We start from the raw sequence: 18,436 nt of genomic DNA on the forward strand, positions 1-18,436 counted from the left end.
TTTCTCAAATCAGACCATTATTTTTATTTAACAATGGCCTATATTTTTTGTTATTTTTGCTGTGTGTTCTTTAGCTGAACAATTTGTTTCTAACCTTGGGGAAATTATACCACCATCCCCGCAGCCACGGTCTCATTGGTCGCATCATCAATCAAAATAATACTTCCTGTTGTCCTGTTCTCACGATAAGGATCTATCATCAAAGGTTTGGTAGTTCTTATTTTCACCTTACAGATATCGTTCATGGACATTTCTGTATCATCGGAACTACGGTTCAATGTATTTATATCAATTTTATACAAAACCTCCTTAATCATCGCTTTCTGCTCGTTAGACGTATGCTTGATGGTATATTTTGCCCTAGGTTTTGCTGGAGAATTGTTCAGCCAGCAAAGCATAACCTCCAAATCTTGTTGTGCCTCAGGTTTATTGTTGGAACGAACGATCATATCCCCTCTACTGATATCAATATCATCTTCCAAAGTAATGGATACCGACATCGGCGCAAAAGCTTCTTCAACTTCACCCGGAAAGGTGTCTATGGATTTTATTTTGGATGTGAAACCCGAAGGCATTACAGTAACCTCGTCCCCTTTTCTCAACACGCCGCTTGCCATTCGGCCCGCATAACCGCGATAGTCTCTAAATTCATCACTTTGCGGCCTTAAAACGGTCTGTACCGGGAATCTAGCGTCCACTTTGTTGATGTCACTGCTGATGTGCATCGTCTCCAAGGTATGAAGTAGAGGTGCTCCTTGGTACCAGTCCATATTTTTTGACCTATTCACCACATTGTCACCTAACAAGGCACTTATGGGGATAAATCGAACATCCTTTACCAGTAATTTGGATGAAAACTCCTCGAACTGGGAAATAACTTTGTTATAGGCTTCTTCGGAATAATCCACCAAATCCATTTTGTTGATGCAAACAATTACGTGAGGTATTTGCAACAAGGAAGCAATAAACGCGTGCCTTTTGGTCTGTTCTATGACCCCATGGCGTGCATCCACCAAAATAATTGCTGCATTGGCCGTTGATGCACCCGTGACCATGTTTCTAGTGTATTGAATATGCCCAGGGGTATCCGCGATGATGAACTTTCGCTTTGGTGTTGTAAAGTAACGATAGGCCACATCAATGGTAATACCTTGCTCTCGCTCATCGCGAAGACCATCGGTGAAAAGTGCCAAATCCACGCCTTCGTGCCCCTTCTTTTTGCTTGTACTTTCAATAGCTTCCAATTGATCCTCAAAAATTGATTTGGAATCAAACAGCAGTCTTCCAATGAGCGTGCTTTTCCCATCATCCACACTTCCTGCCGTTGTAAATCGTAAAAGTTGATTGTTATCCACCATATCCTTTCTAAAAATATCCTTGTTTTTTTCTGTCTTCCATTGCGGTTTCCGAACGTTTATCATCACTGCGGTTCCCTCTTTCGGTTTGTCTCATTGCCGATACTTCTAGAGCTATTTTCTCAACGGTATCTGCATCGGATTCGATTCCGCCGGTAATGGTGATGTCCCCTAAAGTCCTAAAACGTATTTTTTTGGTCACAACCTCTTCACCTTCATCCAGCTTTAAAAATTCCGAGTTTGGAATCCAGGAATTACTTCTCCAAACCACTTCGCGTTCGTGGGCAAAATAAAGGGATGGGATTTGTATATTTTCCCGTTTAATATAGTTCCAAACGTCCATTTCGGTCCAATTACTGATTGGGAACACGCGGAAGTGTTCTCCTTCGAATTGTTGTCCATTAAACAGGTTCCATAGCTCTGGTCGCTGATTTTTGGGGTCCCATTGGCCAAAATCGTCCCTGTGGGAGAAAAAACGTTCCTTGGCACGTGCTTTTTCCTCGTCTCTTCGTCCTCCACCAATGGCACAGTCCACTTTATTGGATTCAATGGCATCTAGCAGTGTGGTAATCTGAAGAGCGTTTCTAGTGGCGTTCTTTCCCTTTTCCTCTGCCACTCTTCCTTGGTCAATTGATTCCTGGACCGATCCCACGATAAGCCTTACGCCCAAGATATCGATTAAATCATCCCTAAACTTGATGGTTTCCGGGAAATTATGCCCTGTATCCACGTGCATCAAAGCAAATGGTATTTTGCTCGGGTAAAACGCTTTTCTTGCCAAATGGGTCACCACTATGGAATCCTTGCCCCCGGAGAACAAAATCACCGGGTTTTGGAACTGGGCCCAAACTTCTCTCATCACAAAGATGGCCTCAGACTCCAACTCGTCTAAATAATTTAAATAGTACTTGCTCATTACAATTGTAATTTGGGTCGAATCAATTCATATATTCTATTAATCGCTTCTTCTACGGACTCTTTTTCCGTTAATCTAATATCTGGGCGCAAAGGTACTTCATACGGGCTGGAAATACCCGTCATATCCTTTATTTCACCTTTTCTTGCTTTTTTGTACAGTCCTTTAACATCTCTTTTTTCACATTCTTCTAAACTGGTGTCGACAAAAACCTCAACATAGTTTTCTTTGCCCACCGTTTCTTTGATGAAGTCTCGGTCCTTTTCAAAAGGAGCCACAAAAGCCGCTAAAACCACTATTCCTGCATCTACAAAAAGATTGGCTACTTCGCCAATCCTACGGTTGTTCTCGGAGCGATCTTCGTCCGAAAATGTTAAGTCCTTATTGATTCCCTTTCGAACATTATCACCGTCAAGGGTATAGGTTTTTATGTTTTCTTGAACCAACTTTTGTTCCAGGGCATTGGCAATAGTGGATTTACCCGACCCAGAAAGACCTGTAAAAAATATGAGAAATGAACTATGGCCATTGGCCTTCCTTCTTTCGTTCATTCCAATTTTATAGTTGTGCTTTATGATGTTCTCCTCCATTTTTTTGCTCGCTTTCTTTTATCAAGTCCATAATTGATTTTATACCATCCTCTTTCATGAAAATAATACAATATCATTTTTGTGATGACCTCTGCAAAACCAATTTTAAGGCCCGTATATGGGTTGCCGGAAATAATCCACGATAGCAGAATGGTGTCCAAAGTGCCCAAGGCCCTCCATGTTATGGTTTTAATGATGTGTCTTTTTCTACTGTCACCAATACCAACTTTCACCCATATCCTTTCATGGAAGTAATAAAGGGCCATTTTGGTGACTACTTCTGCCAAACCTATCTTCAAGCCAGTAAAAGGGTTTCCTGTAATGACCCACGAGAGAAGAATGGTATCCAATGTACCTACGATTCTCCAGGTAATGGTCTTGGCCAAATGTCTTTTATAGGAAACCTTTTGCGTCATTTACCTAACCAAGAAAAATGGGTTTAACAAATTTTCCTTATTGTACACCAAATCCTCGCCTGTCTCCCAATTAGTGACCTTTAAACCCATAGCGGTGCAAATGGCATGGCCCGCAGCTGTATCCCATTCCATTGTTGGAGCCACCCTTGGATAGATGTCCGCCTTTCCTTCGGCAACGATACAAAACTTTAAAGAGCTCCCTTTGGAAACAATTTCCACTTCATTCCCGTCACTTTTAAGCTCTTCTATGAACTGTTCGGTCTGTTCGTTCATATGCGAACGACTTCCCACTACCTTGGTTTTTCCATCACCGTTTCCTTTGGCTAGCATTTGGTTTCCTTCATCAAAAAGATTGTCTGGAAGTTCCTTTACATCACCAACCGCAATTTTAAAGGATTTCGCCTCTTCAACATTGGCATAATAGAGCTCTTGGGTTACGGGAACATAGATAACCCCCAAAATTGGGGTTCCGTTTTTTATCAGGGCTATGTTCACTGTAAACTCTCCATTTCTTTTGATGAACTCCTTTGTTCCATCTAGGGGGTCCACCATCCAGCAGATGTCCCAGTCTTTCCTTTCGGTATAGTCTAGATTCTTTTTTTCCTCACTGATTATGGGAATGTCTGTTTTGGTCAAATAAGACATAATGACTTTGTTTGACTCAAGATCGGCAAGAGTGAGTGGTGAGTCGTCTTTTTTGAATTCGGTTTCAAAATCAGCTGAGTCGTATATTTCCATAATGACGTTGCCAGCTTCGATTGACGCCTTGATTGCAAGGGCAAGTTGCTCTTTTATTGCTGTGAGGTTCAATTTATAGTCTTTTTATGTTAATGTACTTAAATAATTTGGCAAGTTGTTATCTTTTTTAGAAAGGAGCAAATTGTCAGGACCGATTAACCATTTTAAATTCAGTTCTTGGCAATCAAATCTAATCCCCCCCTCAGCCTCTTTATTATAATAATTATCACATTTATACAAAACTCTAGCCGATTCACTCAAAGTTAAAAATCCATGCGCAAACCCTCTAGGTACAAACAATTGTTTTTTGTTTTCGCTGTTCAGTTCAATTGATAAATGCTCGCCAAAAGTAGGGGAATTTTTACGCAAATCTACCACTACATCCTGAATTATTCCTTGCAACACCGAAACCAGCTTAGCTTGGGCATGCTCTCCTTTTTGGAAATGCAAACCTCTCAACACTCCTTTTTTGGAAAAAGATTGGTTATCCTGCACAAAATTTACTTCCCTGCCAATAGCTTCACAAAAATCCCTGTGGTTATAGCTCTCAAAAAAATAGCCCCGCTCATCTTCAAAAATCTCGGGTTCCAAAATAAAGCACCCCTTCAGCTTTGTCTCTGTCGCTTTTATCATGCTTCTTTGTTCAATATGGCCAACAATCTTTCTCCATAACCGCTCTTCATCAGGGGCTCGGCCAAATCTTTCAGTTGCTTTTCAGTGATATATCCCATTTCATAGGCGGCCACCTCAATAGATCCTGTAATCAAGCCTTGACGCTCTTCAATGACTTCCACAAATTGTGATGCTTGCATCAAGGCCTGGAACGTGCCGGTATCCAGCCAAGCCGTGCCCCTGTCCAATATGCTTACGTTGAGCTTACCCCTTTTTAAATATTCTTTGTTCACATCCGTAATCTCCAATTCGCCCCTGATACTGGGGTTACTGCTTTTGGCTATGGAGATAACTTCATTGTCATAAAAATAAATCCCTGGCACTACATAATTGGATTTAGGCTTCTTTGGCTTCTCTTCAATACTGATGGCTTTTCCATTTTCATCAAACTCGACAACACCATATCGCTGTGGGTCGTTGACTCGGTAAGCATAAATAATTCCTCCATCAGGGTCATTGTTTGCTTGCAACAATTTGGACAAACCTGCGCCGTAAAAAATATTGTCCCCCAAAATGAGGGCTACCTTGTCCTTACCAATAAAATCTTCCCCAATAATAAAGGCTTCCGCCAATCCGTTGGGGGCCTCTTGTACTGCGTAGGAAAAGGCACAACCGTACTTTTGTCCATCGCCCAACAGTTCTTGGAACAACGGGAGGTCCTTTGGTGTGGAAATAATAAGTATTTCCCTGATTCCAGCATACATTAGGGTGGACAAGGGATAATAGATCATCGGCTTATCATAAATGGGCATCAACTGTTTGCTCACCGAAAGGGTAAGTGGGTGCAATCTACTGCCGGTACCGCCTGCCAAAATGATTCCCTTCATTTTATTTATGCTTGATATTGCTTTTTATAATATTCCAAATAATCTCCCGAGGTAACATGATCTAACCACTCCTGATTGTCAAAATACCAATCTATGGTTTTCTCCAGTCCTTCCTCAAATGTTACGGATGGCTTCCAGCCCAATTCTTGATTGATTTTGGTAGCATCGATCGCATATCTTAAATCGTGTCCGGGACGATCTTTGACAAAGGTTATCAGCTTTTCTGAAGCTCCTTCCTGTCTGTTGAGTTTTTTGTCCATCAATCGGCACAACAATTGGGTCAAATCAATGTTCTTCCATTCATTAAAACCGCCAACATTATAGGTTTCGCCCCTATTTCCCTCGTGAAATATTAAATCAATTGCCTTGGCATGATCTTTTACAAACAGCCAGTCTCGAGTATAATTTCCATCGCCATATACAGGCAACGGCTTATTTTGTATGATATTGTTAATGAACAATGGAATCAATTTCTCGGGGAATTGGTTGGGACCATAATTGTTGGAGCAATTGGAAATAACAAATGGTAATTTATAGGTTTCCCCATACGCGCGGACAAAGTGATCTGAACTTGCCTTGGATGCAGAATAGGGAGAGTTTGGGTCATAGGATGTGTTTTCCGTGAAAAATCCATCTTTGCCCAAGCTTCCAAACACCTCATCGGTACTGATATGATAAAACAAAAAGTTTGGATTGTCCTTGGCCAGTTCCAAAGAGGCATTCAATAAATTGACGGTACCCAAAACATTGGTCCGCACAAAAGACAATGGATTGGTAATGGAACGATCCACATGGGACTCAGCTGCTAAATGAATTACACCGTCAAAGCTATTTTGAAAGAAAAGATGATTTATAAAATCTGCATCGGTGATATCCCCTTTTACAAATGTATAATTTGGAGCTTTTTCTATATCTTTAAGATTTTCCAAATTCCCGGCATAGGTCAAGGCATCCAGATTGAAGATGTGATAATCGCCGTACTTGGTGACAAACTGTCGAACTACATGAGAGCCAATAAAACCGACTCCTCCAGTAATCAAAATATTTTTACGGGTATTCTTTTCCATATAAGCTCCCTTAAAATCTTAGTATCCCCAAAATGTTAGGAAAGAACACTGTTTTTTGGCCTCTTTGCGAAAGTACGATAATTCGAATCCAAAACAAGCTTTACCTTGCCTGTCAGCCCATTCTCATCCACTATTTGTTTTGCAAAGTCAAACCATGTCATGGGTTTGCCATCCGTAAAATGATAAATGCCAAAAGGTTTGTTCCCCATTACGATTTCTTTCAAAATAAATATCGCCAATGCCTCTGTATTGGTCGGACATCCTTTTTGGGCATCGGTAATGTGAAGCTCCTCTCCCAATTTAGCCTTTTTAACAATTGTACGATAGAAATTATGACCGTACTTTTTGCTATACAACCAAGATGCGCGAATTATGAAATGGTTGGGTAATATCTGTTGAATAAATTTTTCCCCGGCCAACTTGGACTTTCCATATACGTTGATTGGATTGGTAGTGTCATCACTGGTATAGCCTCCCTTCTTTTCCCCATCAAAAACATAGTCCGTAGACAGATGTATTAAGGTGGTTCCTTTTATTCTACAGGCCTCAGCAAGGTTTTTTACCCCTTCTGCATTGACGGCAAATGCCTTGTTGGGATTTTTCTCTGCTTCCTCCACATTCGTATATGCAGCACAATTGATGCAGAAATCATACTCCCCATGTTGAAAAACTTGGGTTACTTGGGCGCGTCGGGTAATATCAAGTTCCTTGGATGTTCTGAAATCAAAAGAAGCTTCTGTAAAATCATGGGCCTGTTCCTGTAGCGTTAGTCCTAGTTGACCGCCCGAACCGGTTACCAAGATTCGTCTCATTGTACTCCCTTTTTGATTTTCCCTCAAACTAAAAACCTAGATTATTTTTGATTGTAGGATTTCAAATACCTGTTAAGCTCCAACAATGCCAAGATACCGAACACCAATATCAATAGTAAAATAGGGAGTTTAAACTTATAGCTGCTCCAGATTCCCTTCTGCTCTACACCTCTTGTGGGGAAATCACTGATCACGTTTATAATCGTTGACTTATTGGCCCTTTCTTCATTCAATTCGACCAATCGTTCTTTTAACACATCCTTTTCTTGTATAAGGGCAAGTTCTCTTCCTTTAGAGTCTCCTCCCTCGGCCATATTGATGCTAGTGCCCTGCATTGGTTTGTCCGCTTCTTTGACCAAAACAGTCCTGTATAGGCTTTGGAGGGAGTCTATTTCCACCAATTGATTTTTGTAAATATCTTCTTGAAGTTCCAGGTTCTCATCATTGATTCTCTTCTGTAACTTGAAGTATTCATTGACGGAAATAGAGTTGATAATTGCTGGTTGTGTTTTCTTGGCCACTCTATTATCGGTGCTGATCACTGATATCTGGTGAAACCTCGCATCCATAGAATTAAAGTTTCGAAGGTAGTTCTCATAATCTATTGCCTTTACCGTAGTAGTGTCCAATCCACGGATAAATTGGTCAAAGAGCTTTATCTTCTGGTTTTCATCGGAATATGAGTCGGTGAAAATTTCTTTAATACTGGCCGCTTCGTGCTCTGTAATGTTCAATGCCGTGGCCAAAGCCACAGAGTCCTGTGCTTTAGCCAAATCATTATAAAAGGCTATGTTGTTGTACAGCTGCTGAACACTATTAAAGTTAGGTTCCACCACCATTCTGGAAATATACTTTTCCGGCAGCACCCTATCTAAAATAAAACCTCCAACACCTCCGATAATTACTGCAGCTCCAATAACAATAATATTCTTTTGAACAAAAAGAAGAAATAGCATGATCACATGGAAAATTCCTTTAAAAATGCTACCGATGAAGTTGAAGAACTTTTGAAAGCCCCTTCCTATCATTTGGAACAATTGCCCCAAATCTATTTCATCCGAATTATTCTGATTTACTGGTTGGTCTGCCATACCTATGAGTTGAATATTTGTTTTAAAATCCTGTCCGTAATTAAATATGTGGGCTTTACCCCTGTTGTTCCCAATCCTCCCGAAGCCAATGTGCTTCCTGTTTCCAAAGGATTGTCCGATGCATAGTAAGCATATCGTACCTTAACATCTTTTTTTATGCTTTTTCGTATTTGGGATGCCGATTGTATTGCCTTTTGATAATGCACGCCTTCCATTTCCAAACCTATCACATTCCAAGTGGATTCATGGAAAAACTGGAGAATATCCCGGTTTTGAAGCGATGTTCCCAATACGGTGACCATAGTTCCTTCCATTACCTTTAAGCCGTGGCCTTCAAAATCCGAGCCGTTCAATTCATTCTTAAAAGGGTAGTTGTCCGCTGTCCCTTCAAAAATATGGGCGGATGGAATCATCAAATCACCCTTGCCTCCTTCCAGAATTCCTGCCTTTCCCATTATGGAAACTGAATCTACATTCAGAAAAATCTTTTCATCTCCTTCTTCCATCGGTTTCAATAGTTCATCTATGGTTTCATAGGCCTGTTCCCCAAAGGCGTAATCCATCACAAATATAACGGGTTTTTCTTCCTGCAGAACATTGTCGGGCAGGGTATAGCAACAACTTTGTTTTCCGAACTTGGCCGTGTCAAAAATCTGCACATCAATATTGGCACCGGATTCGTCATCCAAAAAAATCATACCGTTCTTTTCCGCTAGATTTTGCACCTTTTGGTTCAAGCTCCTATGTTTTGCCGAACCCAACGCTTCATAGATATCCAATGACTCGTTGTCGGGGAATTCTTTTGCCAAGGCCTTTTTTGCGAACAACGAGTTCATCACACTGTGCATATTGGCACTGATAATATGAAGAGGCCTATGGATTAAGTTGTTCTCCTTTAAAGTCTTCTTGATTTTGTCCGCCCATTTTTCTCCGTGCAAGTGGTGTCCCAAGCGCTCCCGCAACAAGGGACTGAAAGTAATCGTCCTTTTATTCCCCGTGGTTTCTTCCTCAATCGCCAATTTGCCCAACCAATAGATTACATTTAAAAAGCGGTCGGGATCCTCGGGAGTTTTCAATTTATTTTGAATATCAACGACCTCATCAAAGGTTCTCCCTAAAATATTGGCACAATGTATCATGGCGACTTCCCTTTCATCGTTGTCTTTTTCCTCGCTGAGGACAAACTCGGTAAGCTTGTCCCAATCGCGAATGGTGGCATTGCCATCGTCGACCAATACCCTTCTTGAGATTTTACCGGACTCTACGAACAAAAAGGTAAGGTGGGTCAAAATATCATAGATATCGCTTCTGCCCCGAGTAATCTCGATGTTCATCTGTTCATCATCGATTCGGTAGCAGTTTCTTCTTCTTTTTGGGGGGACTATTGCTATTAGGTGAGATTTTGCAAAGCCTTCATCCGATGTTAGGTTGATGAATCGACACTCTTCTATGCCTTCGGGCAAACGCTCCAATACATAGATCAACCCATTGAGTTCGGCCTTGTCCTCCGCAATAGTACCATAAATTTCGGGCCTTAACAATAAAAGTGCGTTCCGAAGAGCATTGCCAGAAACGCCCGATGGTTTGTAGAATCCACGATTGAGCAAATGGCGCATAGTAATGTACAAACGCTCAATTGCATTGGTGGACTCCTGTGCCCTGGTAGTCTGTTTTACTTCTGTTGCCGTCATATCTTCTGGCAAAATAAGTGATTTCCTATAAAAATAGAGCTGTTCTAGGTCAACTTATTTTAAAGGGTTGCAATCCATCTGCCACTTTACGGTCGTTGGCAAGGCGCTGTACCTTGTTTTGCCCTCCCAGTTTTCCAATGGATTTCATATAATCTTGAAAACCATTGGGTTTGATGCTACTGATTTTTAATGGTTGAAGGATGTTCCCTTCGATCAAATCAAAATAATAGCTGTTTTGCTTTTTCATACTTTCCTCAATGATTTCGGAAAATTTATCCCAGTCCGTTGGTTCCTGTTGAAACTCGATAAACCATTCGTGATAGGGAAGCTCCCCTTCATCTGGATTCGTTTGCGGCGCCACGGTAAACTCGTTGACTACGGCATCCGTCTGTTCCATGGCCAATCTTAAGGCTTCCTCCACTTCCTTGGCTATTACGTGCTCTCCAAAAGCGGATATAAAATGTTTGATTCTTCCCGAAACCACTATTTTATAAGGATCTTTAGAAGTAAACCGAACGGTATCCCCTAGGTTGTAGCCCCACAGCCCCGCATTGGTGGAAATTACCATGGCATAGTCCACATCCAGTTCCACTTCCGCAAGGGTCAACCTTTTGGGACTTTCGTCAAAAAACTGATCTGCTTTTACAAACTCATAAAAAATACCGGCATCCAAAAGCAAAAGCATGCCCTTTTCCTTTTGCGAGTTTTGATAGGCAAAAAAGCCTTCACTTGCGGGAAATAGCTCAATGCTGTCCACTTTTCTTCCTATCAGGTTTTCAAACTTGGCACGGTAGGGCTCGTAATTCACACCACCGTAAATGAACAATTGGAACTCCTTGAAAAGATCGCCCACTTTTTTTCCCGTCTTGGCGTTGAGTTTTTCAAAATACATCTGTACCCAAGAAGGAATCCCTGCAATAACAGTCATATTTTCCTTTTCGGTTTCCTCAACAATTTTTTCGACCTTGGTCTCCCAATCTTCAATACAATTGGTTTCCCAGCTGGGCAATCGGTTTTTTTGAAGGTAGTTGGGCACGTAGTGTGCCGATATTCCAGAGAGTCTCCCCAACTTAATGCCGTTCTTTTCTTCCAAAATTGGGCTTCCCTGTAAAAAAATCATTCTGCCATCCACAAAATCGGCATTCCCTGTTTCGTGGATATAGTTGAGAATGGCATTGCGTGAAGCCTCTACTTGATTCTTAATGGATGGTTTGGTAATAGGGATATATTTCGCTCCCGAAGTAGTGCCCGATGTTTTAGCAAAGTAAATGGGCTTTCCTGGCCAAAGTACATCTTCTTCCCCATCTATGATTTGCTGCACGTAGCCTTTTAATTCTTCATAATCACGAATCGGAACCCGTTCTACAAAATCCTGATGAGACTTAATTGTTTGGAACTGATGCTCCTTGCCAAAAACAGTGTTCGTTGCTTGAGCCACCAGCTGATTAAACACCTTTTGTTGGGTTTTCACCGGCTGGTCCACCCATTTTTTGGTCTTTTTGGCTATCCGATTGGCAAATATTTTTGCTGCAAATGCTTTTAGGGACATTTAGTTGAAATCAATGTAGTTCTGAGGATTCACGGGTTTTCCTTTTCTCCAAAGTTCAAAATGGAGGTGTGGCCCTGTTGTGAGCTCTCCCGTATTTCCGATGGAGGCTATTACTTCGCCCGCCTTTACCAAATCGCCTTGAGTTTTGCTCAAGGAACCGTTGTGCTTGTAAACAGAGGTAATGCCCTCTTGATGCTCTATGATGATGACATACCCTGTTTCGGTAGTCCATTCGGCAAAAAGCACGGTGCCATCGGCGATTGATTTTACCGGTGTTTCTCGTGGGGCCACTAAATCTACCGCATAATGTTTTGTTTTTTGGTCAAATTCTTGGGATACGGTACCGTTTACAGGCGAAAAAAACAACGTTCCCAGATTCTCCACATCCCTTTCAAAAAGATTGTACTTATCTTCAAGTTCCACCTCTTCCCTTAAAAGCAGGTCTTGCCGAATAGGGGTAAGGTCCACGGAAGCCGGGTCCAACTTGTATTGCTCAAATAGGGAGTCGCGATTCATTTGGTTGTTCTCTATATCGCCGCGCAACACTTTTCTCACATTGTCCAAATACCGGTTGGTATAATTGAGGACGGTAACCAAGGAATCCGTTTTATAGGTAAGCTCCGTGGCCTGTCTTTTTAATCTGGTTGACGAATATCCCGGGATATATTCCCTCAAGGGTGTAAATGCAATGATCAAGGTGGTAACCCCTATCAGCACGATGATGAACAAAGTCCCCGTGACAAAAACATTGAGCCTGTTCAGCTTAAAGGATATCTTTTCCTCAAAGGTGCTTTCGTTCAGAATCACCAAGCGGTACTTGTGCAGTAGCTTGCGTTTTATCTCCTTTCTTTTCTTTTTGTCCTTTGCCATGGATAACAAAGATAGTCTTAGATTTTAATATGCATGTTAAGCTTTTTAAAAAGCTGAAGCCGATAAGTTCTTAAAATTCATTTTGAAATGCTAATTTTCGTTAATCGAACATACTCTTCCACTTCTTTTTAGTACTTTTACATTTCTAATTAAAGGTTTTGTAGATATGATTGCTCAAACTATATTTCTTGGTATGCTAGGTCCTTGGCAGATTGTTTTGATCGTTGCCGTGGTAGTTTTGCTTTTTGGAGGCAGAAAGATTCCAGAACTTATGAAGGGGCTTGGAAGCGGAATTAAAGAATTTAAGAACGCTACCAAAGAAGACGACAAATTGGAAGGTGAAGCAAACGAGTCAAAATCCTAAATTGATTCTTGTGGCCTGAAACACACTGTGTTCTTAAATGGTTTTCGACCAACAACAACATTTTTTTGGTATTCAACGTCGCAAATTCGCCCTTTCACAACAAAAAATTATCACCCCACTTACCTTATCCTATTTTAGCGGTTCAAACTAAACTGTTAGGCCTCTATATGCTTAACCTCCAAATGAACACCAATTGTTCGTTTGCGCAGATGGAGTGGTAATGAAAAGACTGATCTTGCTCATTTTATTGTTTTGTTCCCTTGGGATATTTTCCCAAGAGCTTGCGCTATCCCAATATGACGGGACACCTTCCACGCCTCATAAAAAAGCCAATGTAACGGTTTCCGATAATGCCCGTTTAGTCGATAATTTAGATGGTTTAAGCGAAACAGACCTTAGCAAACACCTTCAAAAAGAAGGGATTGCCGATAAACTTATTGAAAAAGCTAACGCGTACTTTGATAAAATGTGGTATGCCGAGGCAGCTCGTATGTTCGACATTGTGCTGGAAAAAACCGAAGCTGAGCATACTTTGCCACTATTGTCCAAAGCCGGGGATTCTCATTATTACATCGGTAATTTAGAAAAGTCCTACAAGTGGTACAACGAGCTGTATCAATTGTACCAAAATGAGATGCAGGACGATACTTTTTTTAAGTATACCCAAACCCTTAAGGGAACCGGCAAGTACAGAAGGGCTGCAGCCCTGACCAAAATCTTAAGAGAAAAAAGAGGAGAACCCTTAAACGAGCTTGAAAAAATCAAAAACAATACTTGGAAAGGGGCATACTCGGTAACTATCAAGAATTTGGGCGTCAACTCCCCTTATTCCGACTTTTCGCCGATGTTTCATAATGGTTCCGATATTGTTTATTCGTCGGCAAAGGATTCCTCCGTTTTGACCACAAGAAAGTATCGTTGGACCAATCAGCCATTTTTGGATCTTTATATAGCAAAAAGCAAGAACGAGGAAGGAGATTTATCACCCCCAAAGAAATTTTCCAAAAACATCAATACCAAATACCACGAAGCTTCTTTGGCTTTCTCCCCCGACCAAAAGACCATTTATTTTACCCGAAACAACTATGGCAAGCGACTTAAAAGGGGCAAGAACGGCATCAACCATTTAAAAATTTACCGTTCCCGATTCGTTAACGATGCGTGGTCCAAGGCCGAAGAACTTCCTTTCAATAGCGAAGACTACTCCACGGGCCACCCATCCATCAGTCCGAATGGCAAAAAAATGTATTTTGTTTCCGATAGACCTGGGGGTTTTGGTGGCACGGACATTTATGTTGTGGACATTTACGAAAACGGCGCGTTCTCCGAGCCAAAAAACCTTGGAAGGACCATCAACACCAATGCCAAGGAAATGTTCCCTTACGTCACCGAAAACGCTCTTTATTTCTCTTCCAACCGGCCGATGGGACTTGGTGGTTTGGATGTATATAAATCTGATGGCTGGGACGGGCAATTCAGTGTCGGCATTAACTTGGGTGCGCCCATCAACAGTAACAGAGACGATTTCTCCTATATTGTTGATGCAACCGGAGAAAAGGGGTATTTCGCATCCAATCGCAAAGGAGGCAAGGGCGATGATGATATTTATTCCTTTGTATACACCCTTAATTTGAATGGTATTTCCGGTGCTGTCCAAAACTTGTCCACTGGGGAGCCCATAGGCAGCGCAAATATTGCCCTGTACGGTACAGATGGGGATTTGATCAACAAAACCATTGCGGATACAACGGGAAGCTACACTTTTAAATACCTGAACCCAACAACGGATTACACGCTCGTAGCCACTAAAAAAGGTTTTTCAAAAGATAGTCTATCCGTTAAAACCAAGACCAACGAAAACATTCAAGTATCCCAATACCTCAAACAAATCGTTGAGGAAAAGCCTGTTGCCGAGGTTTTTGAGCCCAGCAATGTATATTTCGGTTTTGATAGCTACCAAGTTACCCCAAAAGCTGCACAAGAATTGGACAAACTGATAACGGTGCTAAAAGAAAACGAAAATCTGTCCTTGAAAATTGAATCCCATACCGATGCCATTGGTCCGGAAGCCTACAACAAATATTTATCCGATAAACGTGCCAAATCAACTCGTGATTATATGATTTCGCAAGGTGTGGACCCTTCAAGAATTATCAGTGCCAAAGGCTTTGGCGAAGAGCGTTTGTTGAACAATTGTTCCAATGGGCACCCTTGCGCCCCAGATGACCATCGATTGAACAGAAGGTCCGAATTTATCCTTGTTTCCGAATAAAAAGTATTCTTATCATTCCTTTTTCGGAAGATTTTAGTCTTTTTTTGAGTGGATTATCGTATTTCAACGATGTTTTTGTTCGTTGACCTGTTTGGGGCAATATGTATTTTATCGATCAAACCAATGGTCTTGAAGATTATTGCCATGTACCAAAGTCTTTCACCCGAGTATTCTTGTTTTTCATCCCCATATTTTCGGTTCTCCTTGGCGAATTCAAATCTTTGACCTGTCTTTAAATCTTAAAAAGCATACTTATGAAAAAATTACTACTCGTTAAAGAAATTTATTTGGAAGGGTTCCGCAATTTGGGACACATCATTCTAGAAAAATATTTTAAAATATTCGCTTGGTTCAGCTTTATCATGTTCTTTATAGTGCTTTACGCATTTGTGTACAGAATAGCTACGGGCTTTGCGTTTGATTAACCCCCTAAGCTTTAAAGAACAAAGAGGCCCGGATGTTACATCCGGGCCTCTTTGTTTTTGATAAATTGTACTGCTCTAGTCCGATGCGGCATCTGAAGGTGTAAAATCCACGGTTTTTAATATCGCTTCCAGCTCAAACATATAATCCCTTTTTGCCTCAGAGGGAGCAAAAGTGAAGCCTTCTAGAATCAATTTTCTGTTGTTGGGTTTATCGTTGATGATGTATGTTAAAAATGGGCCTGCCATCGGGTATCCATGGATTTCCCAAACCCCTTTGACCTCAGCTGCCTTTTTCCCGCCTATTTCCGCAGGAAAAACGTAGGGAGCAAACGCCTTTTCCGTAATCATATAAGTGTTTTCATAGGGGCCGGGGATATACTTTTGGCCAACCGAGTCCCGCATTCTTACAATGTCCTGCACAAATGTGGAATCGTTGCTAAAGTAGTCCCAAGGCATTTCATAGGCAATGATGTTCATGGTTCCCTTCGGAATCTGAATGTCCATCCAAACAAAGTTCTCTTCTCTTCTGCCCACCTTATAGAGTGATGGGACGTTCAGTTGAATTCCAAATTGTTCTTCCAAAGCCTTGTCCTTGCTCAAAGAACGTTCGAACCTTCTTTGTGCTTCGGCTATTTCGTTCGCTTTAAATTCCTGTATGGCTCTATCCGCCAAAGAATCCAGGTTTTTGATCATTATTTCTTCCGTTGGGCCTGTAACTACAGCTACCTTTTGTGGCTTGGAATACGCATTGTCCTTAATATGCGCCAAAGACGTTGAATCTTGTTCCACATAAAGAATGGATCTGGAATGGGTAGTTGTGCCCTTAAAAACCTTTGGTGGTATTTGTGTAATGGAAAACTTGGGCTCTATTTGCGGCAAACCAACAATCTGCGCTGCAAATTCATCCCTGATTTTCTCACCAACGGGACCTCTCCAAAGTTCGGTGTCCATAATAACCATCAAGGAGTTGATTCCCCCAGTTGAAGGTGGTAAAAATTTTTTCTTTGATCCCGAGTCCTTACAGGCTCCAAACGCCAACAAAGCTGTGGCGACTAAAAGTGTTCCTAATTTTTTCATCTTGTGTTAAATTTACGAAGAACAATCGCACAATTTAAGTTTTGTGCCCGGTTTTAGGTTATTACCGCTAATACCGTTCCATTCTCGCAAATTTTCAATGGAAACTCCAGGGTATTGTTTGGATATCGTCCAAAGCGAATCGCCGGATCTTACCGTATGGATTTTGGAACCTCCCGCAACCGCAGTTCCAGAGGGTTTTGAACTAGCGCTTTTGTTTGTGTTTTTGGCTATATAGGGTTTTCTGGGGTAAATGGTCAGGCGTTGACCTATTCGAAGGTTGTTGCTTCGCAATCCGTTCCATCTTTTGATCTGGCTGACACCAACCCCGTATCGCTCCGCAATTTTTCCCAAATAATCCCCGCTCTTCACCCGATAACGAATCTGGTCTTGCGCCGTTACCATATTGGGTAATGGCTTTTCCAGGGAATCGAGTTCCTTCTTTACAAAAGCATAAATTTCCTCTTCATTGGATACGAACTTGCCAATTTTGGCTGTAGGCAATCGCAACGTATAATTTTTGCCTTCTACTTTGGGTATGATGTTCAACTTGTACGCTGGGTTCAACATTTCCAATTCCTCCGTGCTAATGTCCACCAACTTGGAAATTTGATTGAACGTAATCATATTTTTCACGTGGACGGTGTCCGTTTCAAAATACGGGCGTTCTGCTTTCTTGTATTGCAGTCCGTGTTCTTCGGCATATTCAAAAATATACATTGTGGCCAAGAAAGCTGGGAGATATCCTGCCGTTTCACGTGGAAGAAATGGCCTAATGTTCCAATAGTTCTCATATCCGCCAGAACGACGAATGGCCTTATTTACATTTCCTGGCCCTGAATTATATGCTGCCAAAGCCAAATCCCAGTCCCCAAAAATACCATAGAGTCTGGAAAGGTATTTGCTCGCGGCCTTGGTGGCCATAATAGGGTCGTGTCTTTCGTCTACATAACTGCTCACGTCAAGTCCGTACATTTTGCCCGTGCTGTACATAAATTGCCAAAGCCCTTTGGCGCCCACTCGTGATCGTGCCTTAGGATTAAGGGCAGATTCCACAATGGCCAAATATTTAATTTCCAAAGGAATGTTTTGGTTGTCCAGTTCCTGTTCGAACAGCGGAAAGTAAAACTGGCTGGCGGTCATCATGCGCTGCATCAAATCCCTCCTTCGTGTCAAAAACGATTTTATCACACTTTCCAAGGATGAATTATAGGTAATCTTGAACGGCGTTTTTGCATCCAAGCGAGCCAATCGAGCCTTTAAGGTATCCGTTGGCAAATCCACCACCACAATGGAATCGTGCTCTGGACCATTCTGGATCTCCAACAACATATCGCTGAACAACTCTGCATTGCTGTGCAACTCGTTCAACCAAAGACTGTCATATCGCCAAGCTTCTTCCAAATCGCGCAGTCTGAACTTTCCGTCCTCTTTTGTTTCCAAGGCCATCAGTTGACCGTCGATTTCAATCGTGGATACCGCTATGGTCCCCTTTTCCTCTTCTTGGAGCAAAGTGGAATCCTTCTCGGAGGTTGGTTGGCTATCTTGTTGTTGAGCGCTTAAAAATGGAGCTGCGAACAGTATGGCCGCCAGAACAGCTGTTTTCAATTTTTGGTTCATTTGGACAAGGTTTGATTTGTTGGGATAAACTAAAATGGCTTTTTTTTCCGAAATAGTAAAGCCCAGAGAGAAAATTTCCCCTCTTTT

General features: G+C 41.6%; 18 protein-coding genes. 3 read left to right on the top strand and 15 right to left on the bottom strand.

The genetic code is table 11. The annotated features are described in order from the left end of the window. Positions 1–104: 104 nt before the first annotated feature. Genes cysN through J4E06_RS08240 form a run of 13 tightly spaced genes read right to left on the bottom strand, consistent with a single transcriptional unit; the run spans position 105 to position 12,594 of the window. Positions 105–1,358 (bottom strand): sulfate adenylyltransferase subunit CysN, encoded by a 1,254-nt coding sequence (cysN, locus tag J4E06_RS08180; RefSeq protein ID WP_349523638.1) that lies wholly within the window; start codon positions 1,356–1,358, stop codon positions 105–107. 7 nt (positions 1,359–1,365) lie between these two features. Further along, a complete protein-coding gene (gene cysD, locus J4E06_RS08185) occupies positions 1,366–2,271 on the bottom strand; it encodes a sulfate adenylyltransferase subunit CysD (protein ID WP_349523541.1) in 906 nt (301 codons plus the stop codon). Then, the gene (gene cysC, locus J4E06_RS08190; protein WP_349523542.1) at positions 2,271–2,861 is read right to left on the bottom strand and encodes an adenylyl-sulfate kinase; all 591 of its coding nucleotides are present in this window, start codon (positions 2,859–2,861) and stop codon (positions 2,271–2,273) included. The genes cysD and cysC overlap by 1 nt, the downstream gene beginning before the upstream one ends. Further along, positions 2,843–3,277 (bottom strand): DUF2061 domain-containing protein, encoded by a 435-nt coding sequence (locus tag J4E06_RS08195; protein ID WP_349523543.1) that lies wholly within the window; start codon positions 3,275–3,277, stop codon positions 2,843–2,845. The genes cysC and J4E06_RS08195 overlap by 19 nt, the downstream gene beginning before the upstream one ends. Then, complete coding sequence (gene cysQ, locus J4E06_RS08200; RefSeq protein WP_349523544.1) at positions 3,278–4,087, bottom strand: 3'(2'),5'-bisphosphate nucleotidase CysQ; 810 nt, start codon at positions 4,085–4,087, stop codon at positions 3,278–3,280. It lies immediately after the preceding gene. A gap of 12 nt (positions 4,088–4,099) precedes the next feature. Continuing rightward, positions 4,100–4,645 carry a dTDP-4-dehydrorhamnose 3,5-epimerase gene (rfbC, locus tag J4E06_RS08205; RefSeq protein WP_349523639.1) on the bottom strand — a complete coding sequence of 182 codons (546 nt, stop codon included), beginning with the start codon at positions 4,643–4,645 and terminating at the stop codon, positions 4,100–4,102. Continuing rightward, on the bottom strand, positions 4,645–5,514 hold the full coding sequence (gene rfbA, locus J4E06_RS08210; RefSeq protein WP_349523545.1) for a glucose-1-phosphate thymidylyltransferase RfbA: 870 nt from the start codon (positions 5,512–5,514) through the stop codon (positions 4,645–4,647). Before rfbA ends, rfbC begins: the two co-directional genes overlap by 1 nt. A 5-nt stretch (positions 5,515–5,519) precedes the next feature. Continuing rightward, on the bottom strand, positions 5,520–6,581 hold the full coding sequence (rfbB, locus tag J4E06_RS08215; protein ID WP_349523546.1) for a dTDP-glucose 4,6-dehydratase: 1,062 nt from the start codon (positions 6,579–6,581) through the stop codon (positions 5,520–5,522). Positions 6,582–6,616: 35 nt separating this feature from the next. Beyond that, positions 6,617–7,393, bottom strand: coding sequence for a dTDP-4-dehydrorhamnose reductase (gene rfbD, locus J4E06_RS08220; RefSeq protein WP_349523547.1), 777 nt, complete (start codon positions 7,391–7,393; stop codon positions 6,617–6,619). A gap of 41 nt (positions 7,394–7,434) precedes the next feature. After that, positions 7,435–8,484 carry a hypothetical protein gene (locus J4E06_RS08225; RefSeq protein WP_349523548.1) on the bottom strand — a complete coding sequence of 350 codons (1,050 nt, stop codon included), beginning with the start codon at positions 8,482–8,484 and terminating at the stop codon, positions 7,435–7,437. Positions 8,485–8,486: 2 nt separating this feature from the next. After that, positions 8,487–10,175, bottom strand: a complete 1,689-nt coding sequence (locus J4E06_RS08230; RefSeq protein WP_349523640.1) for a DUF6909 family protein — start codon at positions 10,173–10,175, stop codon at positions 8,487–8,489. Positions 10,176–10,224: 49 nt separating this feature from the next. Further along, positions 10,225–11,724 (bottom strand): GH3 auxin-responsive promoter family protein, encoded by a 1,500-nt coding sequence (locus J4E06_RS08235; RefSeq protein WP_349523549.1) that lies wholly within the window; start codon positions 11,722–11,724, stop codon positions 10,225–10,227. Further along, a complete protein-coding gene (locus J4E06_RS08240) occupies positions 11,725–12,594 on the bottom strand; it encodes a M23 family metallopeptidase (protein WP_349523550.1) in 870 nt (289 codons plus the stop codon). It lies immediately after the preceding gene. A gap of 166 nt (positions 12,595–12,760) precedes the next feature. Between J4E06_RS08240 and tatA the strand changes: the two genes are divergently transcribed. The 3 genes from tatA (at position 12,761) to J4E06_RS08255 (ending at position 15,655) form a co-directional block, all read left to right on the top strand. Next, a complete protein-coding gene (tatA, locus tag J4E06_RS08245; protein WP_349523551.1) occupies positions 12,761–12,958 on the top strand; it encodes a twin-arginine translocase TatA/TatE family subunit in 198 nt (65 codons plus the stop codon). 220 nt (positions 12,959–13,178) lie between these two features. After that, on the top strand, positions 13,179–15,230 hold the full coding sequence (locus J4E06_RS08250; protein ID WP_349523552.1) for an OmpA family protein: 2,052 nt from the start codon (positions 13,179–13,181) through the stop codon (positions 15,228–15,230). 254 nt (positions 15,231–15,484) lie between these two features. Further along, positions 15,485–15,655: a DUF6747 family protein gene (locus J4E06_RS08255; protein ID WP_349523553.1), complete on the top strand. Its 171-nt coding sequence runs from the start codon at positions 15,485–15,487 to the stop codon at positions 15,653–15,655. Positions 15,656–15,730: 75 nt separating this feature from the next. On the opposite strand, the gene J4E06_RS08260 is transcribed toward J4E06_RS08255, so the two are convergent. After that, complete coding sequence (locus J4E06_RS08260; RefSeq protein WP_349523554.1) at positions 15,731–16,732, bottom strand: DUF4837 family protein; 1,002 nt, start codon at positions 16,730–16,732, stop codon at positions 15,731–15,733. Between the two features lie 12 nt (positions 16,733–16,744). Continuing rightward, positions 16,745–18,349, bottom strand: coding sequence for a LysM peptidoglycan-binding domain-containing protein (locus tag J4E06_RS08265; protein WP_349523555.1), 1,605 nt, complete (start codon positions 18,347–18,349; stop codon positions 16,745–16,747). Between the last annotated feature and the right edge of the window lie 87 nt (positions 18,350–18,436).

It is taken from the genome of Allomuricauda sp. NFXS6 (assembly GCF_040148835.1).
Taxonomy (GTDB): Bacteria; Bacteroidota; Bacteroidia; order Flavobacteriales; family Flavobacteriaceae; genus Flagellimonas.

What these genes read in the sequence shown, in the direction of transcription:
- cysN (WP_349523638.1), bottom strand. Translation starts at nt 1,358, where the DNA reads ATGGTGGATAACAATCAACTTTTACGATTTACAACGGCAGGAAGTGTG.
- cysD (WP_349523541.1), bottom strand. Translation starts at nt 2,271, where the DNA reads ATGAGCAAGTACTATTTAAATTATTTAGACGAGTTGGAGTCTGAGGCC.
- cysC (WP_349523542.1), bottom strand. Translation starts at nt 2,861, where the DNA reads ATGGAGGAGAACATCATAAAGCACAACTATAAAATTGGAATGAACGAA.
- J4E06_RS08195 (WP_349523543.1), bottom strand. Translation starts at nt 3,277, where the DNA reads ATGACGCAAAAGGTTTCCTATAAAAGACATTTGGCCAAGACCATTACC.
- rfbA (WP_349523545.1), bottom strand. Translation starts at nt 5,514, where the DNA reads ATGAAGGGAATCATTTTGGCAGGCGGTACCGGCAGTAGATTGCACCCA.
- rfbB (WP_349523546.1), bottom strand. Translation starts at nt 6,581, where the DNA reads ATGGAAAAGAATACCCGTAAAAATATTTTGATTACTGGAGGAGTCGGT.
- rfbD (WP_349523547.1), bottom strand. Translation starts at nt 7,393, where the DNA reads ATGAGACGAATCTTGGTAACCGGTTCGGGCGGTCAACTAGGACTAACG.
- J4E06_RS08225 (WP_349523548.1), bottom strand. Translation starts at nt 8,484, where the DNA reads ATGGCAGACCAACCAGTAAATCAGAATAATTCGGATGAAATAGATTTG.
- J4E06_RS08230 (WP_349523640.1), bottom strand. Translation starts at nt 10,175, where the DNA reads ATGACGGCAACAGAAGTAAAACAGACTACCAGGGCACAGGAGTCCACC.
- J4E06_RS08235 (WP_349523549.1), bottom strand. Translation starts at nt 11,724, where the DNA reads ATGTCCCTAAAAGCATTTGCAGCAAAAATATTTGCCAATCGGATAGCC.
- J4E06_RS08240 (WP_349523550.1), bottom strand. Translation starts at nt 12,594, where the DNA reads ATGGCAAAGGACAAAAAGAAAAGAAAGGAGATAAAACGCAAGCTACTG.
- tatA (WP_349523551.1), top strand. Translation starts at nt 12,761, where the DNA reads ATGATTGCTCAAACTATATTTCTTGGTATGCTAGGTCCTTGGCAGATT.
- J4E06_RS08250 (WP_349523552.1), top strand. Translation starts at nt 13,179, where the DNA reads ATGAAAAGACTGATCTTGCTCATTTTATTGTTTTGTTCCCTTGGGATA.
- J4E06_RS08255 (WP_349523553.1), top strand. Translation starts at nt 15,485, where the DNA reads ATGAAAAAATTACTACTCGTTAAAGAAATTTATTTGGAAGGGTTCCGC.
- J4E06_RS08260 (WP_349523554.1), bottom strand. Translation starts at nt 16,732, where the DNA reads ATGAAAAAATTAGGAACACTTTTAGTCGCCACAGCTTTGTTGGCGTTT.
- J4E06_RS08265 (WP_349523555.1), bottom strand. Translation starts at nt 18,349, where the DNA reads ATGAACCAAAAATTGAAAACAGCTGTTCTGGCGGCCATACTGTTCGCA.